This window comes from Streptococcus pseudopneumoniae (assembly GCF_001072665.1).
Taxonomy (GTDB): Bacteria; Bacillota; Bacilli; order Lactobacillales; family Streptococcaceae; genus Streptococcus; species Streptococcus pseudopneumoniae_S.
In genome coordinates, this window is sequence record NZ_JVJI01000112.1 from 34,355 (window position 1) to 53,826 (window position 19,472).

Annotated in this window: 16 protein-coding genes, 1 tRNA gene and 1 pseudogene; 6 read left to right on the plus strand and 12 right to left on the minus strand. The window is 39.8% G+C overall.

The genetic code is table 11. The features are described from left to right. Positions 1–51 precede the first annotated feature (51 nt). The 7 genes from vex3 to ADH52_RS06635 form a co-directional block, all read right to left on the minus strand. Positions 52–1,431, minus strand: a complete 1,380-nt coding sequence (vex3, locus tag ADH52_RS06605; protein WP_049510652.1) for an ABC transporter permease subunit Vex3 — start codon at positions 1,429–1,431, stop codon at positions 52–54. 55 nt (positions 1,432–1,486) lie between these two features. Then, on the minus strand, positions 1,487–2,134 hold the full coding sequence (gene vex2, locus ADH52_RS06610) for an ABC transporter ATP-binding subunit Vex2 (RefSeq protein WP_049510653.1): 648 nt from the start codon (positions 2,132–2,134) through the stop codon (positions 1,487–1,489). A 12-nt stretch (positions 2,135–2,146) separates the two neighbouring features. Beyond that, positions 2,147–3,424, minus strand: coding sequence for an ABC transporter permease (locus ADH52_RS06615; RefSeq protein WP_049510654.1), 1,278 nt, complete (start codon positions 3,422–3,424; stop codon positions 2,147–2,149). A gap of 135 nt (positions 3,425–3,559) precedes the next feature. Next, a tRNA-Leu gene (locus tag ADH52_RS06620) sits at positions 3,560–3,645 on the minus strand. A gap of 80 nt (positions 3,646–3,725) precedes the next feature. After that, positions 3,726–4,301, minus strand: a complete 576-nt coding sequence (locus ADH52_RS06625; protein WP_049510656.1) for a cysteine hydrolase family protein — start codon at positions 4,299–4,301, stop codon at positions 3,726–3,728. Next, a complete protein-coding gene (gene codY, locus ADH52_RS06630) occupies positions 4,301–5,089 on the minus strand; it encodes a GTP-sensing pleiotropic transcriptional regulator CodY (protein ID WP_000940738.1) in 789 nt (262 codons plus the stop codon). Before codY ends, ADH52_RS06625 begins: the two co-directional genes overlap by 1 nt. Positions 5,090–5,345: 256 nt before the next feature. Next, positions 5,346–6,950 (minus strand): DEAD/DEAH box helicase, encoded by a 1,605-nt coding sequence (locus ADH52_RS06635; RefSeq protein WP_049510657.1) that lies wholly within the window; start codon positions 6,948–6,950, stop codon positions 5,346–5,348. Between the two features lie 329 nt (positions 6,951–7,279). Here ADH52_RS06635 and ADH52_RS06640 point away from each other — a divergent pair, with 329 nt between their 5' ends. The 6 genes and pseudogenes from ADH52_RS06640 to ADH52_RS06665 all read left to right on the plus strand — a co-directional run bounded on the left by ADH52_RS06640 (position 7,280) and on the right by ADH52_RS06665 (position 15,261). After that, on the plus strand, positions 7,280–8,596 hold the full coding sequence (locus ADH52_RS06640) for an FAD-containing oxidoreductase (protein ID WP_049510658.1): 1,317 nt from the start codon (positions 7,280–7,282) through the stop codon (positions 8,594–8,596). Positions 8,597–8,694: 98 nt separating this feature from the next. Further along, entirely contained in the window at positions 8,695–10,038 is a 1,344-nt protein-coding gene (gene murT / locus ADH52_RS06645; RefSeq protein WP_049510659.1) for a lipid II isoglutaminyl synthase subunit MurT, read from the plus strand. Further along, a complete protein-coding gene (gene gatD / locus ADH52_RS06650) occupies positions 10,038–10,820 on the plus strand; it encodes a lipid II isoglutaminyl synthase subunit GatD (RefSeq protein WP_049492357.1) in 783 nt (260 codons plus the stop codon). The genes murT and gatD overlap by 1 nt, the downstream gene beginning before the upstream one ends. A 127-nt stretch (positions 10,821–10,947) precedes the next feature. Continuing rightward, the gene (locus tag ADH52_RS06655; protein ID WP_049510660.1) at positions 10,948–12,030 is read left to right on the plus strand and encodes a M24 family metallopeptidase; all 1,083 of its coding nucleotides are present in this window, start codon (positions 10,948–10,950) and stop codon (positions 12,028–12,030) included. A gap of 26 nt (positions 12,031–12,056) precedes the next feature. After that, positions 12,057–12,620 (plus strand): annotated as a pseudogene (locus ADH52_RS06660) (DpnII family type II restriction endonuclease); the annotation flags it as partial. Positions 12,621–12,663: 43 nt separating this feature from the next. After that, the gene (locus ADH52_RS06665; RefSeq protein ID WP_049510662.1) at positions 12,664–15,261 is read left to right on the plus strand and encodes a TrlF family AAA-like ATPase; all 2,598 of its coding nucleotides are present in this window, start codon (positions 12,664–12,666) and stop codon (positions 15,259–15,261) included. 254 nt (positions 15,262–15,515) lie between these two features. Here ADH52_RS06665 and ADH52_RS06670 read toward each other — a convergent pair whose 3' ends face one another. The 5 genes from ADH52_RS06670 to ADH52_RS06690 all read right to left on the minus strand — a co-directional run bounded on the left by ADH52_RS06670 (position 15,516) and on the right by ADH52_RS06690 (position 19,472). Then, positions 15,516–15,977 carry an ECF transporter S component gene (locus tag ADH52_RS06670; protein ID WP_049510663.1) on the minus strand — a complete coding sequence of 154 codons (462 nt, stop codon included), beginning with the start codon at positions 15,975–15,977 and terminating at the stop codon, positions 15,516–15,518. Further along, positions 15,955–16,728 (minus strand): bifunctional hydroxymethylpyrimidine kinase/phosphomethylpyrimidine kinase, encoded by a 774-nt coding sequence (locus ADH52_RS06675; protein ID WP_049510664.1) that lies wholly within the window; start codon positions 16,726–16,728, stop codon positions 15,955–15,957. The genes ADH52_RS06670 and ADH52_RS06675 overlap by 23 nt, the downstream gene beginning before the upstream one ends. Next, complete coding sequence (truA, locus tag ADH52_RS06680) at positions 16,718–17,467, minus strand: tRNA pseudouridine(38-40) synthase TruA (RefSeq protein ID WP_049510665.1); 750 nt, start codon at positions 17,465–17,467, stop codon at positions 16,718–16,720. The genes ADH52_RS06675 and truA overlap by 11 nt, the downstream gene beginning before the upstream one ends. Before the next feature lie 99 nt (positions 17,468–17,566). Continuing rightward, complete coding sequence (locus ADH52_RS06685) at positions 17,567–18,718, minus strand: MFS transporter (protein ID WP_049510666.1); 1,152 nt, start codon at positions 18,716–18,718, stop codon at positions 17,567–17,569. A gap of 124 nt (positions 18,719–18,842) precedes the next feature. After that, the gene (locus ADH52_RS06690) at positions 18,843–19,472 is read right to left on the minus strand and encodes a Pr6Pr family membrane protein (RefSeq protein WP_049510667.1); all 630 of its coding nucleotides are present in this window, start codon (positions 19,470–19,472) and stop codon (positions 18,843–18,845) included.

The window sequence follows — 19,472 nt, forward strand, 5'->3', positions numbered from 1 at the left end:
AAATGCTACCTATATTATACCCCATTTAGGAGAGAATAGGTAGCAAGTTTTTTATTCGCTATCCAGCAAGAGTTCTTTTGGTTGTTTTCTTAGGAGATTGCTTGAAGCAAGCGCCATAACGAGAACCACTAGAACCAAGGCAAGGACAAAGACGATGATAAAGTCTGATGTCTGAATGGAAATATCTAGGCTCGACAAGGTCTTGCTAAAGCCATCTACTTCTGCACCACCACCAAGGTTAGAGGCTTGAGCAGCCTTGCTGGCTTGCTTGGCAACACCTGAAGTGACATTGGCAAGAACGGTATTTCCGATTGCACGAGCTGTGTAGTTAGCTAAGAAATAAGCAGAAACAAGAGCAGGGATGGCAATCAAGATGGATTCGGTGATAAATTGACCCAAGATACTTGCCTGCTTGAGACCAATAGAGAGGAGGATTCCCACCTCCTTGCGACGGGCATTGATCCAAAGGCTGAGCAAGAGGGCAAGGAGAAGGACTGAGAAGCTTAAGCTACCCCAGAAGAGGAGGTTGGCCATCTTGTACATACCAGAGATGGATTGCTCAAGAGCTGGGTAGTTAGAGGAGCTCTTAACAAGTGTATAGCTCTTCCAGTTGATACCACTGATGCCATTCAACTCTTTCATAACATCATCCAAGTTCTTGTCCGCTGTTACAAAGAAGGTTGCATCCCCATAAATAGCTGTGTCTTCTGTGTATCCATAAAGTTTTGCAGCAGTGTGAATGTCTGTGATAGCTGTATTTTCATAGAGTTCTTGTGAGTAGGTTACTGCTGACTTATTATGACCATCAAAGAGTCCCTTGATTGTCACTTCGACTGTTTCCTTGGCACCTTTTTCATTGTCTGCATCGTAGATATTAGAGTCTAGTTTGACCTTGTCCCCTACTTTCCAGCCGTGTTTGGCTGCCAAGTCCTTGTGCAGGAGGATCTTGTCCTTGTCGTCGTTTGTTAGATGCTCTCCTTCGACCAGCTTATAAGAACCAGAGACAAACTTGTCTTCTTTAGAGGAGTCATTGACACCTGTAATCATCAAGCTACTTCCAAAATGTTTAGCACGGTCAGGTGTCAGATTTTTCTTGGTATCTGGTGTTTCGATGAGTTCATAGCCAGTCAAATCTCCGATAGCGTTGATGCGTTTCACATAAGACTCAATAGCCTTGTTTTCGGTGATTTTTTTGATATCTTCACCTTTAATATTCCCAGCACCACGTGGCGTTCCTTGATTGACGCGACGATTGATTTGCATGGAGAAGCTGTTAGTGATATTTTTAAAGGTCTCCTGAGAAGCCTTGGCAGTAGCTCCCTTGATCGACAAGCCGACCAAACTCAAGCTCGCCATGAGGAGAATAATCAGGAAGATGACGATCGATTTGAAAAACTTCCTTGTAACATAGGCAAATGCGTTGTGTAACATAGGTTCCCTTTCTAGATTTTGTTCTATTTTATAGTTCTAAGAGAAAAAGCTCGTATTATTTCGTAGTATTGCGAGTTTCAGTTAGTTTCTTATCTTTCAACTCAAGTGTAATATCTGACGCTTGTGCCACTTCTTTGCTGTGAGTTACGACGATGACACATTTACCTGTTTTCTGGGCAAGTGATTTGAGCAGTTCGATAATATCTCCAGCAGTTTTAGGGTCCAGATTTCCCGTTGGTTCATCAGCAAGAATGACTGGAGCTTCTGAGACCAAACTGCGAGCAATGGCAACACGTTGCTGTTGACCCCCTGATAACTGGAGAACATTCCGCTTGATCTGACTTTCATCCAAACCAAGCTCAAGAAGTGTATCCTTACTTGCCTTTTTGTTGACCAAGCGGATATTTTCCAGTGGAGAAAGATAATCTATCAAGTTATAATTTTGAAAGACCAGGGAAATATGGTGCATGCGATGGTAAGAATAGCCCTTCTTACGAATGTCCTCTCCTTGAAAAAGGATAGAACCTTCAACAGGACTATCTAGACCAGCAAGTAGGGACAGGAGTGTGGATTTTCCTGCTCCTGACTCACCAATAATACTGTAAAATTTCCCGGATTCAAAATTATAATTGATCTGATATAGGACTGCTTCAGCAGTGTTCTTATAACGATAGGTAACATCTTGTAATTGTAATAAAGTCATGATTTCTCCTTCTTAACTAATAGATGATAAAATTTCTTTCGGCGATTTTCTAAATAAGAATAGGAAACAAAGAGCTACAGATAAGCAACCAAGCAGAACTAGAAAAACATAGGATTCTGCAAAAGATAGGATACTAGTTGATAAACTGCTTGCTTTAGCTAGCGTGTCTTGTAGGGCTGCCTGGTCTCCACTTGCTAGTAGGGTTTGGAGTAGGTAAGTTGTGATTGCGTTGCCTGCAGCAAATGCTGGAAGCAAAGCTCCGAGAGATACCAAAACTACCTCTAAACAGAATTGTAGGAAGATCGAGCTCTTGCCTTTTCCAAGTGCCAGTAAAATCCCCACTTCGTAGACCCTTTCTCTCAACCAGAGAGACAAGACCAAAATTAAGGCTCCAGCTCCAGCTATCATAATCCCATAAAGGAAAATGGTCAGAAAGGTTTGGAAGGTTGCAACTGAGTCTTTGATTTGTTCAAAAGCCTTGTTTTCCTTTTCGACTTGATAGCCTTGATTTTCCAAAGACAAGTTTTCTACCTGCTTCATGAGTCCGTCCATTTCCTTAGGATTTTCTACATAAAAGCGCGCTGCACTGACTAGAGATTCACCATTTCCCAAAAGGCTTTGGCTACTTTCATAGTCTGTAAAGACTTGGTTTTCACTGAAGTCAGAAGACAAGCCCGTAAATTTCTCTTGTTTTTTACCAGAGAAGATTCCGACGATTTCAAACTCGACAGTTTGTCCTTTCCCAGCTTCTGACTGTCCAGCATCCAAGCGAAACTTGTCATGAAGCGAAAGACCGTTCTTCTTAGCCAACTCTTCGTGGATGATGATTTTCTTTGAATCCCCTTTTTGAAGATGTCGCCCTTCTTTTAGATTAAAAGCTGAACTGGTAAAGGTGACATCCTTGGATGAATCCTCAAGTGCCGTTAAGCTAACCAAGTTCTTGTCCGCAGCGGACAAATCATCACGTTCCACGCTCTGCTCGCCACTCACTGCTTCCTTGTCTTTTAGTTTTGCGACCGTCTCGAGTTCAGGAGAAACATTTTCCAGTCCCTTAATCTTGCTTACAGATGCTAGGTCTGACAACTTGAATGTCTGACCATTTTCTATCTTCTTAATAGAAAAAGAGGTATTGAGTGATTTGTAAAGATTGGTTTCAACTGTTTTGTTGGACTTCATCAGAGTCAAACAGGCTGAAATTCCAGCCAATAGGACCAATAAAATCAGAAATAAAATAAAACTTCTCAGTCGTTTTCTGCTGACATAAGCCCAAGCTCTTTGGATCGGATTCATTTGTCACCTCCATATTTGTAAGACTATTATAAAATCCAAATATGAAATGTTTATGAAATACAAAAAAAGAGCAAAAATTTTTTGCTCTACTTGAATTAGATAAAAAAGAGCTAGCCTAAGCTAACTCTTATCCTATGCGGAGAGAGGGACTTGAACCCTCACGACCTAAAGCGGTCACAGGATCCTTAGTCCTGCGCGTCTGCCAATTCCGCCATCCCCGCGTCGATTACTTTACTAGTATATCAACTTTTAGGATGCTTGTCAACACTTTTTTTCAATTTTTTTCATTTCATCAACCAAATTACTCAGAAATTTCATTTAGATTTTCATCTACTAACTTAGCTCCAAGTGTATTTTTAAAATGTCCAAGGGCAAATTGGTGATTTTCAGGCCAGATGGAAGCAACAGCTGGTTTAACAATCTCGATGTCATATCCTAGATTATAGGCATCTATAGCTGTATGCAGGACACAGATATCCGTCAAGACTCCTGTTAAGATAACTGTAGAAATTCGACGCTCTCTCAAGCGGATATCCAGGTCAGTCCCTGAAAAAGCTGAGTAATGGCGTTTATCCATCCAAAAGACACGACTGTCTGAACCATGCTCTTGATAAAAGGTCCCCAAATCTCCGTATAAATTCCGTCCACTAGTCCCAATCAAATTGTGAGGAGGAAATAGTTTGCTTTCTGGATGGAAACAATCGTTTTCTTCATGAGCATCAATGGTAAAGAAGATGTAATCTCCGCGTTCAAAAGCTAATCGAGTCACCTTGCTGATGGCATCCGAAATCGCCTGAGCTGGAGCACCTGCTGTCAGCTTCCCACTATCAGCAACAAAATCTTCTGTATAATCAATCGAAATTAAAGCCTTTGCCATTAGTAATCTCTTTTCTTCACTTCTTCAAAAATATCTGAAATCAAGACCTTAAGATAGGTTCCCTTCATTCCAAGTGAGCGACTTTCAATAATCCCTGCAGACTCAAGTTTACGAAGGGCATTGACAATCACAGAGCGAGTGATTCCGATACGATCTGCAATCACAGACGCAGTCAACTGCCCTTCATTTCCATTTAATTCCCCTAAAATTGCTGAAACAGCACGGAGTTCTGAATAAGAAAGGGTATTAACCGCCATGGTAACAGCAGTACGGCGGCGAATATTTTTCTCATCTTCTTCACGCTGGAAGTTGAGGAGTTGAATTCCGACAACGGTACTCGCAATCTCAACAAGAATCAAGTCCTCGTCTTCGAATTTTTTATCATTGCGCCAAATAATCAAAGAACCAAGACGAATCCCTGATACATGAATCGGTGCAATCGTTGTCAAACCATCTGGAAAGTCGGCACGACTCTCTACAGGGAAAATACTCAAATCATGATCAACTGTCAGATTGGCTTCTGTATCGTAGATCATGTTCGCACCTTGAATATAGTCATCCGGGAAAATTTTAGTTTGGAAGAACTGCTCTACACGATCTGTATTGGTTTTGTAACGCATGAAATAACCAAGGAGACGTCCCTTGCTATTAACGATACAGGCGTTACAGTCAATAATATCTGCCAATTGACGGGTAATCGCATTGTAGGGAAGCTCTTCCTGCAACTGCTCCTCTGAGCGCTTCAGGATAGAAGTAATTTTTCTAGTTTTTTCTAATAAATGTGCCATTTTTCACCTCGAATTTAATCGCTATCATTATAACATAAACAGCTTGAATTTTCAATTATTATCTGAAAATTGCTTATTTAATTGCAATTTGAAAAAACAAGAATATTTTTAATTAAATTGCTTATTTTCTATTGACAAGCTCCCTATTTTTGTGTATTATAATATCACAAGAAGATAATATATCTATTTTATTTATCTTTCTTTTTCCATTCGGTCTCCTTATATAAAAAAGCGATTCATTTTGAACCGCTTTTTCTTATTTATCGCCCTTGTTACGAATAACAAATCCTGTTTGCTTTTCACTTGAAGTATTGCGTGGTTTTTTATTGTCTTTATTACGGTAACGTTTTTCCTTATCAAAACGATCATTGCCACGACTTCCTTTTTTGAAATCATCACGACGACCACCACGACGGTTGTCTCCACGGCGATTATCACGACGGTTGTCTCCACGGCGATTATCACGACGGTCATCTCCACGACGACCTCCCTTACCTTTACCACCGAAGCCATTACCTGATGGTTTAAATGGCAGTGGTTTTTCACGTGCAATCTCCACTTCAGGAAGACTATCTGGGTCTTGAACAGTCAGACTCAAGATATACATTGCCAATTCTTCTGGAGTAAATTCGGCAGCTAGCTTACGAGCATCCTTACCAAATTTCTCAAAATTGGCACGGATAGTCTCATCTGCAAAATCACGCTCGATTTTCTTAAGAGCTACGTGTTTTTTTGCTTGGAAGGCTTCTTCTGCACTTGCAGGTTTAAGACCTTTCATGCGTTTTTTGGTTAAGTTTTCAATGATTTGGAGGTAGCCCATTTCATTTGGTGATACGAAAGTAATAGACTGACCTGACTTGCCAGCACGACCTGTACGACCGATACGGTGAACATAACTTTCAGGATCTTGTGGAATATCGTAGTTATAGACATGGGTCACACCTGAAATATCCAAGCCACGCGCCGCAACGTCTGTCGCAACCAAAACATCAAGATTGCCATTTTTAAAGTCACGAAGGACACGAAGACGTTTGTTTTGGTCTAGGTCTCCATGAATTCCTTCTGCACGGAAGCCACGGATTTTCAGTCCACGAGTCAATTCATCCACACGACGTTTTGTACGACCAAATACGATAGCAAGTTCTGGCTGTTCCACATCCATAAGACGGGTCATAGTATCAAATTTTTCTTGTTCCTTAACACGGATATAGTACTGGTCAACCAATTCTGTTGTCAATTCCTTAGCCGCAATCTTGACATGCTCAGGCTCTTTCATAAACTGAACACCAATACGTTTGATAGCATCCGGCATTGTTGCTGAGAAAAGTAAGGTTTGACGGCTTTCAGGGACACGGGAGATGATCGCTTCAATGTCTTCAAGGAAGCCCATGTTGAGCATTTCATCCGCTTCGTCAAGGATAAGGGTTTCAATGTCTTGTAATTTCAAGGCCTTGCGTTTAATCAAGTCCAAGAGACGACCAGGTGTTCCCACCACGATATGGGCACCAGATTTTAGAGCCTTAATTTGTTTTTCAATGCTTGATCCGCCATATACTGAACGGACTTTGACTCCCTTGCTACGACCAAAACGGAAGAGTTCTTCTTGACTTTGGACAGCAAGTTCACGTGTTGGAGCGATAACCAAAGCTTGAATGGTCGCTTCTTCTGTACGGATTTTTTCAAGGGTTGGCAAGCCAAAGGCTGCAGTTTTTCCTGTACCAGTCTGAGCTTGACCGATAACGTCCTTGCCTTCAAGGGCCAAGGGAATAGTTTGCTCTTGGATCGGACTGGCTTCAACAAAACCAGCTTTTTCAATCTCTGCTAGCAAATCAGCAGACAAGTTTAATTCATTAAATTTCACGTTATTCTTCTTTCTAAAGGTGGTGCGAAGCCACCCTATAGGGCTTAGTTTATACTTTTCTTTTTATGACGTATTTTCATATACTGGATATAAAATCGTGTTGCTTCTTTTCCACAAAAGAAAAGTACTGTTTTCTTTGCAACCTATCTAGTATAACACAAGACCAGAGCAAAAGATAGTTAAATCCGTCGATAAAGTCATGTAAACGATTTTTCTGAGAAAGTAAGGCTGTAATTTCCACTATTTCATAAACTTTTTTAAAGCGTAGCAGAATTGTGCAAAAGTTTTTTTCTTGTGCTAGAATGAAATTCGAATAGGAGGAACTCTAAATGTTAACTTATGATTTAATCGTTATCGGATTTGGTAAAGCTGGTAAAACACTAGCTGGTAAATTGGCTTCAGCTGGCAAAAAAGTTGCCCTCATTGAACGTAGCAAAGCCATGTACGGTGGAACTTGTATCAACATTGGTTGTATCCCAACTAAGACTTTGCTAGTTGCTGCTGAAAAAGACTTGTCTTTTGAAGAAGTCATTGCTACCAAAAACACTATCACTGGTCGCCTCAACGGTAAAAACTATGCGACTGTTGCTGGTACAGGCGTAGATATCTTTGATGCGGAAGCTCACTTCCTTTCAAATAAAGTCATCGAAATCCAAGCTGGTGATGAAAAGAAAGAACTGACTGCTGAAACAATCGTCATCAACACTGGTGCTGTTTCAAACGTCTTGCCAATCCCTGGACTTGCTACAAGCAAAAACGTCTTTGACTCAACAGGTATCCAAAACTTGGACAAATTGCCTAAAAAACTTGGTGTTCTTGGTGGCGGAAATATCGGTCTTGAATTTGCTGGCCTTTACAATAAACTAGGAAGCAAGGTTACAGTCCTAGATGCCTTGGATACTTTCCTACCTCGTGCAGAACCTTCCATCGCAGCTCTTGCTAAACAATACATGGAAGAAGACGGTATTGAATTGCTTCAAAACATCCGTACTACTGAAATCAAAAACGACGGTGACCAAGTGCTCGTCGTGACTGAAAACGAAACTTACCGTTTCGACGCCCTTCTTTACGCAACTGGACGCAAACCAAATGTAGAACCACTTCAACTTGAAAATACAGATATTGAACTAACTGAACGTGGCGCTATTAAAGTAGACAAACATTGTCAAACAAACGTTCCTGGTGTCTTTGCAGTTGGAGATGTCAACGGTGGCCTTCAATTTACTTACATTTCACTTGATGACTTCCGTGTTGTTTACAGCTACCTTGCTGGAGATGGCAGCTACACACTTGAAGATCGTCTCAATGTACCAAACACCATGTTTATCACACCTGCCCTTTCACAAGTTGGTTTGACTGAAAGCCAAGCAGCTGATTTGAAACTTCCATACGCCGTTAAGGAAATCCCTGTTGCAGCAATGCCTCGTGGTCACGTAAACGGAGACCTTCGCGGAGCTTTCAAAGCTGTTGTTAATACTGAAACAAAAGAAATTCTTGGAGCAAGCATCTTCTCAGAAGGATCTCAAGAAATCATCAACATCATCACTGTTGCTATGGACAACAAGATTCCTTACACTTACTTCACAAAACAAATTTTCACTCACCCAACCTTGGCTGAGAACTTGAATGACTTGTTTGCGATTTAAGTTGAGATTTAATCATATCGAACAGCTCTCCTTGGGCTGTTTTTATTTCTGCGAAATCTCAAATCTGTCTTTTCCTTCTTTTATGATATAATAGAAACATGAAATTAAAAACTACTTTGGGCCTTCTTGCCGGGCGTTCTTCCCACTTCATTTTAAGCCGTCTTGGCCGAGGGAGTACGCTTCCAGGAAAAGTCGCCCTTCAATTTGATAAAGATATTTTACAAAACCTAGCTAAGAACTACGAGATTGTCGTGATCACTGGAACCAACGGAAAAACCTTGACAACTGCCCTCACTGTCGGCATTTTAAAAGAGGTTTATGGTCAAGTTCTGACCAATCCAAGCGGTGCCAACATGATTACAGGGATTGCGACAACTTTCCTGACTGCCAAATCTTCTAAAACTGGAAAAAACATTGCAGTATTAGAAATCGACGAGGCCAGTCTATCTCGTATCTGTGACTATATCCAGCCAAGCTTATTTGTCATCACCAATATCTTCCGTGACCAGATGGACCGCTATGGTGAGATTTACACAACTTACAAGATGATTTTGGATGCTATTCGTAAAGTGCCTACGGCTACTGTTCTCCTTAATGGAGACAGTCCACTTTTCTACAAGCCAGCTATTCCAAATCCTGTACAGTATTTTGGTTTTGACTTAGAAAAAGGACCCGCTCGAGAAGCTCACTACAATACAGAAGGAATTCTCTGCCCTGACTGCCAAGGCATCCTCAAATATGAGCACAATACCTATGCAAACTTGGGTGCCTATATCTGTGAAGGCTGTGGATGTAAACGTCCTGATCTCGACTATCGCTTGACAGAACTAGTTGAGTTGACCAACAATCGCTCTCGCTTTGTCATTGACGGACAAGAATACGGTATTCAAATCGGTGGACTCTACAATATCTACAACGCCCTAGCAGCGGTTGCCATCGCCCGTTTCCTCGGCGCAGATTCACAACTCATCAAGCAAGGATTTGATAAGAGCCGTGCTGTCTTTGGACGCCAAGAAACCTTCCATATCGGTGACAAGGAATGCACCCTTGTTTTGATTAAAAATCCTGTCGGTGCAACTCAGGCGATTGAAATGATTAAGCTAGCTCCTTATCCATTTAGCCTATCTGTTCTCCTAAATGCCAACTATGCAGATGGAATTGATACCAGCTGGATCTGGGATGCTGATTTTGAACAAATCACTGAGATGGATATTCCAGAAATTAACGCTGGCGGTGTTCGTCATTCTGAAATCGCACGTCGCCTCCGAGTGACAGGCTATCCAGCTGAGAAAATCACTGAAATAAGTAGTCTGGAACAAGTTCTTAAGACCATTGAAAACCAAGACTGCAAGCATGCTTATATTCTGGCAACTTATACTGCTATGCTTGAATTCCGCGAACTGCTGGCTAGTCGTCAGATTGTTAGAAAGGAGATGAACTAATGGTTTATACTTCACTTTCCTCAAAAACTGGCAATTACCCTTATCAGCTCAACATTGCCCACCTCTATGGAAACCTCATGAATACATACGGGGACAATGGAAACATCCTCATGCTCAAGTATGTGGCTGAAAAGCTGGGAGCCCATGTGACGGTTGACATCGTTTCTCTCCATGATGACTTTGATGAAAACCACTATGACATCGCCTTTTTCGGTGGAGGTCAAGACTTTGAACAAAGTATCATCGCAGACGATCTACCTGCTAAAAAAGAGAGCATTGACAACTACATCCAAAACGACGGTGTGGTTCTTGCTATCTGCGGTGGTTTCCAACTATTGGGCCAATATTATGTTGAGGCTTCAGGAAAACGTATCGAAGGGCTAGGGGTCATGGGGCACTACACCCTCAACCAGACCAATAACCGCTTTATCGGTGACATCAAGATTCATAATGAAGATTTCGATGAAACCTACTATGGCTTTGAAAATCACCAAGGCCGTACTTTCCTTTCTGATGACCAAAAACCGCTGGGACAAGTGGTTTATGGAAATGGAAACAACGAAGAAAAGATCGGCGAAGGGGTTCATTATAAGAATGTCTTTGGTTCCTACTTCCACGGACCTATCCTCTCTCGTAATGCTAATCTGGCCTATCGCCTAGTCACTACTGCTCTCAAGAAAAAGTACGGACAGGACATCCAACTCCCTGCCTATGAGGACATCCTCAGTCAAGAAATCGCTGAAGAATACAGTGATGTGAAAAGCAAGGCTGACTTTTCTTAAACCAAAGAAAACCATATCAAAGAACTCCGCTATCGTTTCGGAGTTCTTTTTGCCTGTTCTTTTACCCTTCTCCCTTGCATTTTCTCTCTTTTTTTGCCAAAATAGAGGGGTAGAAAGAAGGTAGCATATGTCTAAATTACAACAAATCGTAACATATCTTGAATCAGAAAAACTAGACGTCGCTGTCGTATCTGACCCCGTCACTATCAATTACCTCACTGGCTTTTACAGTGATCCCCATGAACGCCAAATGTTCCTTTTTGTTCTAGCAGATCAGGAACCTCTCCTCTTTGTCCCAGCCCTTGAAGTGGAACGTGCGAGTAGCACCGTTTCCTTCCCAGTTGTCGGCTATGTGGATTCTGAAAACCCATGGCAAAAAATGAAACATGCTCTTCCACAGCACGACTTCAAACGCGTTGCTGTTGAGTTTGACAATCTCATTTTGACCAAATACCATGGCTTGAAAACAGTCTTTGAAACTGCTGGGTTTGAAAACCTCACTCCTCGTATCCAACGCATGCGCCTCATCAAATCAGCTGACGAGGTGCAAAAAATGATGGTTGCAGGTCTCTATGCTGACAAGGCTGTTCATGTTGGTTTTGACAATATTTCTCTTGATAAGACGGAGACAGATATCATTGCACAAATCGACTTTGCTATGAAACGTGAAGGTTATGAAATGAGCTTTGATACCATGGTCTTAACTGGTGACAATGCTGCAAATCCACACGGTATCCCAGCAGCTAACAAGGTGGAAAATGATGCTCTTCTCCTCTTTGACCTTGGTGTCCTCGTCAATGGCTACGCGTCAGATATGACGCGTACAGTCGCTGTCGGCAAACCAGACCAATTCAAGAAAGATATCTACAACTTGACTCTTGAAGCCCAACAAGCTGCACTTGACTTTATCAAGCCAGGTGTAACTGCCCATGAAGTGGACCGCGCCGCTCGCGAAGTCATCGAAAAAGCTGGTTACGGCGAGTACTTCAACCACCGTCTCGGTCACGGTATCGGTATGGATGTTCACGAATTCCCATCTATCATGGAAGGAAACGACATGGTCATCGAAGAAGGCATGTGCTTCTCTGTTGAACCAGGTATCTATATCCCTAGTAAAGTTGGTGTCCGTATCGAAGACTGCGGTGTTGTTACTAAGGATGGATTTGACCTCTTTACAAGCACCAGCAAAGATTTACTTTATTTTGATTAAACTTAGAGACAAGCAAAAAGTCAGCTCAAATTGTGGATTATGTTGTTTTTGCGGAACAATCTGGTTTATTAGATTTTCTCCAAAATAAAGTGAACCGTTCTTTAGTTGATTATGTTTATGGTGTAGAGGCTGGTTTGGATAGTAACGCTCGTAAAAATCGTAGTGGCACAATAATGGAAGGTATCTTAAAACGACACGTTGCAAAAATAGCTCAAAAACAAGGACTTAAATGGAAAGCTCAAGCAACTGCCTCATTTATTAAATCAAATTGGGGTATTGAGGTGCTAGTAGATAAATCAGAACGGCGCTTTGATGTAGCTGTTTATTCTAGGGAACGTCATAAAGTTTGGCTCATTGAAACGAACTACTATGGTGGCAGTGGAAGTAAACTTAAAGCGGTTGCTGGTGAATTTACTAAACTTAATCAGTTTATTAAAGAATTAAAAGATGACATTGAGTTTATCTGGGTGACAGATGGACAAGGTTGGAAAACTACTCACTTACCACTCTCCGAAGCATTTGAACACATTCAAAATGTTTTTAATTTGAATATGCTTAAAAATAACTTTATGCGTGAGCTTTTAAAATAATTCGCGATAGTTCAAACTAACATTCAAAGGTCAGGTAAATATTATGGAAAAACATTATGCAAGATATTATAAATGCGCATTGCAAGTAAACCCATATTCTTATTCAAAGTTTAGAGGAAAAACTATTATTGATGAAGAAGAGTATAACAAAAAGATACTTGAGGAGTGTTTAAAAAATGGAATAAAAGTAGTTGGCCTTGCAGACCATGGTAGTATCGACTCTTCTACAAGCCTTCGAACCTATCTGTCTGAAAATGGTATTTTAACTTTACCAGGGTTTGAAATTTCTTCGGCTGAAAAAATTCATATGGTTTGTTTATTCTCACCTGAATTCGATAATTCAAGACTAAATAGGATTTTAGGTCAACTAGGCTTGCCTACAGATATTAAAAATGGAACTGAATCTAGCAATCTTTCATGTTTAGAAATTGCTAAAAAAGTTCAAGATAATGATGGTTTCTGGTATGCAGCCCATATTACAGGTGACAATGGCATACTTAAAATTGGGAAAATGAATCATATATGGAAAAATGAACTTCTTTCTGTTGCACAAATTCCGAATAGCATAGAAAATATTGACCCAAATTATAAAAATATAATTCAAAATACGGATACAAATTATAAACGAAATAAACCTATTGCATATATCAACTCATCAGATATAGAATCGCCTGAAGATTTGTCTAAGCCTGTGGCTAGTGTACTTGTTAAAATGTCAGAGTTATCTTTTCAAGCATTTAAAATGGCATTTAAAGATTCGGAATCTAGGATAAAATTAAACAGTACTGAAAAAAAATGCTATAAGAGCACTATTGACGAAATTTCTATATCTGGGGGATACCTAGATGGCTTAGCTGTTGCATTTTCTGATGAAGTTTCTACTATAATAGGAGGTAGAGGAACTGGTAAATCTACATTAATAAATCTAATTATTTATTGTTTGGATAAATATCATTACACAAAAGAATTTGAAAAATACATAGACTCCTTTGCCGAGTCGAATCTTGGAACTGGTGGCGAAGTTAAGTTAACGATTACTTCATACTCGCAAAATGGACAGCAATTTAATATTAGCAGGAGATATAAACAAAATATTACTATTAGAAATGAAAACGGAGAAATATCTGATTTATCTATTGATGAAATATTGCCTAATTTAGAAGTGTATGCTCAAAACGAATTAATTGAAGTTATAAAATCCAAAAAAAGAATTACCGAATCGGTCAAAAGATTAATTTGTATAGATTCAAAGATACTTAACAAAAGAAAAAAAGCATATGAATCTCTTAATGAAAATACACGGGAGCTTCTAAGAGTTTCAAATAATCTAGAAAAATTAGAAAAAGATACTAGTGATTTACCTGCGAAACAATCACAATTAAGACACTATAATTCTATAACAGGGTTAGAGGAAAAGATTGCTCCTATAACTAAAATTACCGCTATAGACTCTAAAATATCTATACTATCTGATGCTATCTGTGATCATGTAATTACAGATAATGAGATTGTAATAGAATCAATAATTAATGAAGGAGACAGAAAAGAAAATGATGATTTAACAAATCTCATTAACTCTATAGATGAATATAATCGAGAAAGTCAAATAATATTCAAACAACAAGAAAAGATATTTTCATCTCTAAAAGAAAAGGTTTCAAAAACAAAAGAGTCGTGGGGGAAATATAAGCAAAATGAAGAAATAAAATTCAAGAAAATATTCAAAGACATTCCAGAAGTACAAGATAAAAATAGTAAAGAAGTGCTCGAAGAATATCGTAGCCTGCTGAAAGAAATTAATGATTCAAAACCTATTCTATTGAAAATTGAAGCAACTAAAGAAGAGTTGGAGAAGTTAAAGAAAGTTAGAAAAGAACTTTTAGAGAATTGCAAAGAGGCTAATATAGAATATATTAACGCAGTATCTAAACGAATTAAAAAGCTGGATAAATCCAATCTAGGCAAATTAGTTAAAATAGAAATCGATTGCCTACAAAATAAAGAATCTTTGTTGGAGGAACTCAAAAAAATTGAAGGAATTGGCGATAAATCAATTCAATCTATTAGTGATTACAAAAATTTTGACATGATTACTTTTATCGAGAATATTCGGAAAGGGCCGGTTGAGTTGGCTAAAGAATATAACTTAACTAGTAACACATCGCAGAAAGTTTGTAGATTAACTAATGAACAATGTTGGAAATTAGAAGAGCTCATTCTAGGTGATATTACTAATATTTCTCTCAAAGTTGGAGATAAATTCAAATCTATGGATAATTTATCAAAAGGTCAGCAGTGTACGGCCCTCTTAAATATTCTATTAGTCGAAAATAGGGATCCTTTAATTATTGATCAACCCGAGGATAATCTTGATAATGCCTATATTGCAGATAGCTTAGTTGCCTCAATTAGGAATAATAAAACAAATCGTCAATATATTTTTGCTACTCATAATGCCAACATTCCTGTCTTTGGTGATGCAGAACTAATTATTGGACTTGTTGAAGAAGATGGACAAGGCAAAATTAATGGACATGCTATCGGATCGATTGATAACAAACAAGTTATGAATCAAGTTGTGAATATTCTTGAAGGTGGTGAAACTGCTTTTAAGATTCGGAAGGAAAAATACCAGTTTTAGTTAATAGATCTTATTTAGGTGATTGCTTTAAAAAGTGACTGATAACTAATAATAAAAACTCATAGGAAATTTATTATAAAACTTTTCCTATTTTAGTAAATTCCAAATAAAGTTCATCCTAAAAAAAATATATATCAACAAAAAAGGACAGTATATTATCAACTGTCCTTTTAAGATTTTGCTATAAATTTTATAAGGTGAGTGAACTCAGATTATTTAGACTGCTGAGTATCAAGCTACCTATAGCTGACTTTTTATTTTATTTTCTTGACACTCTGAAAAACTACAAATCCTACAATCATCCCTACCATATTTTGCATGAAATTTGGTAGAATTTCTGGTAGGGCTGCTGCCCAGCCATTCATCAAAGTAGAACCCAAGGCGTAACCCCCTACCATGGCAATCGTTGCTAAGACAAGGCCTAACCACTGAGTTTTTCCTTTAAATCCTGCGAAAAATCCCTGCAAGCCATGGTTAACCAAGCTAAAGAACATCCACTGAGGATAGCCTGATAAGAGGTCAATCAAGAAACCTGCTAGTCCTCCTACTACAGCCCCTTCACGACTACCAAAGTAGAAGGCCGTAAAGAAGACACCCGCATCTAAAAGAGTTAGAATGCCTGTCGGTGTTGGAATTTTTAAGAAATAACCTAGAACCACAGAGAGGGCGGTTAATAGGGATACAAGGGCGATTTTAGTTGTTTTGGTTTGCTTCATATTGTCTTACTCCATACTGATCTGCTTGTGCAATAGAACGATAAACGAAAGCCTTAGAGCTTTCTACTGCTAGTAAAAGTTCATCACCTTTGACTAGGTGACTGGCAATGCTAGAGGCAAAGGTACAACCTGCACCAGCATTTTGCCCTTGAATGACGGGATTTTCTAGGACTGTAAATGTTTGTCCGTCATAAAAGACATCCATAGCCTTGTCCTGACTAAGGCGATTACCTCCCTTGATAATGACTGCTGGCGCTCCTAATTCATGCAATTTCTGCGCTGCAGTTTTCATATCTTCAAGGGTTTTAATCTCTTGATCTGCTAGTAATTCTGCTTCAGGAAGATTAGGAGTAATCACACTGACATGAGGGAAAAAGCGAATCAACTCTTGGCAGAGTTCACTTACAGCTACGTCGTGTGTTTCCTTGCAGACCAAGACAGGGTCCAATACCACAGGCACTCCTGGGCGTTGTTTGATAAAGTCCAAAGCCTTCTCAGCTACGCTGACAGTTGGTAGAAGACCAATCTTAATTCCCCCAAACTCTACATCACGCAAGCTATCTAATTCATGTTGAAAAATGGTATCGTCAGTTGGAAAGACTTCAAATCCTTTTTCTGTCAAGGCTGTCAAACAAGTCACTGCTACAAAGCCATGCAAGCCGTTCAAAGTATAGGTAGCCAAATCAGCTGACAGGCCACCACCACTAAAAATATCATTTCCAGAAAGTGCTAAAATGCGATTATTCTTCATAACGAATCTCCTTTAAATATAAACCATTTGGTGCTGCAGTGGGACCTGCAAGCTGCCTGTCCTTTTTCTCCAAGATGAGGTCAATCTGCTCTACTGGCATACGGTTGTTGCCGATTTTGAGCAGCGTCCCCACCATATTGCGGATCTGCTTATACAAGAAACCATTTCCTGAAAAGGTAAAGGTCAAAAACTGACCTGTCTCATTAACTGTTAAACTAGCTTCTGTGATGGTTCGAACCTTATCCTCTACACTAGTCCCAGAGGCTGTAAAGCCAGTGAAATCATGGGTTCCCTCTAACTTTTTGATTGCAATCTGCATGCGTTCCACATCGAGTGAATAGGGAAAGTGAGTGGCATAGTGACGGCGCATAGGATTCTTGGGACGGCCCCTATCCACGATAAACTCATAGGTCTTACTGTGCTTGGCATAACGGCAATGAAAATCATCCGCCACAAGCTCAATCGAAATCACATCAATATCTTCAGGGGACTGGGTGTCCAAAGCAAAACGGAGCTTCTCCTCATCCATTTGATAAGGCAGGTCAAAATGAATCACCTGTCCCAGGGCATGAACCCCACTATCTGTCCTACCAGCACCGTGAACAGTAATAGCTTGCCCCTTATTTAACCTGGTCAAGGTTTTTTCTATTTCTTCCTGAACGCTACGCGCATGGGGCTGGCGTTGAAAGCCCGCAAAGGCGTAACCATCATAGGAAATAGTTGCTTTATATCTCGTCATAACTTCTATTTTATCAAGAAAATAATCTGAAAACAAGGTTCAAAAACAAATATTGTCTGGGTGCAAAATTCACAAAAAGAAAAACTTAGGAAACCAATCCTAAGCTCTCTTTTGAAGTAAGTACATGACAAAGATAGAGGTTACAATCAACCACCCTCCTAAGATACTAAAGACCAACATACCATTGTGACTTAGTAAGCCAATCGCACCTAGAACGAATGGAGTCGTAAAAGCTCCGAAACTACAGCCTAATACAGCAAATGAAGTTGCTTGATTGAGGAGTTTAGCTGGAATTCGTTCAGAGACCAGTTGAAAGACCGTCGTCAAGGCTACACTGTAGGCAAAACCAGCCAGAATACTCCCTGCCACTACCACCCACAAGGATGGAGACAAGGCAATCACAATTTGCCCTAAGCCGAAGGTAATACCAGACCAGAGGAGCAATTTTTCCTTAAAGATAGAAATCAAGAAAGAAAAACTCACCCCAGCCACAATCCCAATCAACTGCATGATACTAAGAACAAAACTAGATAACTGGGCATCTCCAAGTCCTCTTTCCACCATCAAACTTGGAATACGGATGGTAATAGCTGTATTGGTACAAACTACAACTGCCGCTTCAATAGCTAGGGTAAAAATCAAGCCTTTCATTTCTCGAGTTAAGCGACTTACTTCCTTCGCTTTTTTCTTGACTTCTTTCTTTTCCTTTCCATAAGGGACAAAGAGCAGATAAAGGGTCAGTACCAAAAATCCAGCACTATAGGCTAGGAAGGTAGCTGTCCAACCGAAGGCCAACAATTGGCCGACTGCCAAGGTAATGAGAGAAGCCCCAACGACCTCTGCAGAACCGCGTAGCCCTAACATCTGAATTCGCGTTTTTCCTTGATAGCGTTCACTGATAATGGAAATGGCCTTGGCATTAATCATCCCAACACCCAAACCAAAAAGAATCCGTGTTCCAAAAACAAAGGGGTAGGCTTGATACCAGAAAGGTGCGATTCCACTAAGAGATAATATTAGCAAGCCCAAACTAATCTGTAATCGCTCAGGAAATATTTTTTCTAAGAAACCATTTAGTAATAACATAATCATGATTCCAAAGGAAGGCAAGCTCGCCAAGAGCTCAATTTGTTCCTTAGGATAACCTTGATAATAGTCAAACATGGCTGGCAGAGCACTCGAGATGGAAAAGGATGTAATCAAAACGAGGGAGAGAGCCAAAATACTGGCCCGTTCTAAAAATTGTTTCATGAAATCTCTTTCTATATTTCTCTTAATCTTCTACTTTTTTGATAGTTATCAAACAGGCAAGAAAAGAAGAAGCCTCTTTGGTGTATAGACTCCTTCTTAAACTCGAAAATAAATCCCTTGTATCTTAGGATGACTTTCTCTTGATTTGCTTGATAAAGTAGAAGATAAATCCTGCCACCATATAGGCAACAAAGATAATCAGACACCACTTGAACACGACATCCCAACCCTTGCTCACATTCAAAAAGAAGTAAGGGAAGGGACTGACCTTAGAATTAGGAACATCAAGTTTCAGTACCAAGCCATTAAAAAGAGCAAAAATCATATAAAGCAAGGGTAAAATCGTCCACACAATTGGATCCCAAATCTTGTATTGACCCTGTTTGTCAAAAAAGAGGGTATCTGCTAAAAACCAGAGGGGAACGATATAGTGGCAAAGGAAATTTTCTAGGGTATAGAAATTAGTCGCAATAGGCGCTAATAGGAAATGGTAAATCACACAGGTAATCATGATACTCATGGTGACTCCACCTTTTAAGCGCAAAAGACTTGGTCTTTGCCAGTCTTCACCTAAACGGCTCATAACCTTTAGGAGATAGAGCGTAAAAATCGCGACTAAAAGGTTGGACAGAACCGTATAATAGAGCAACATCCCAAATCCACCATGCTTGGCGATTTCAAGGTAAACTCCCGTAAAAGCCGCTAGAAACAAGAAGATACGGCTATAAAATACAAGTTTATAGTGTTTTGACAT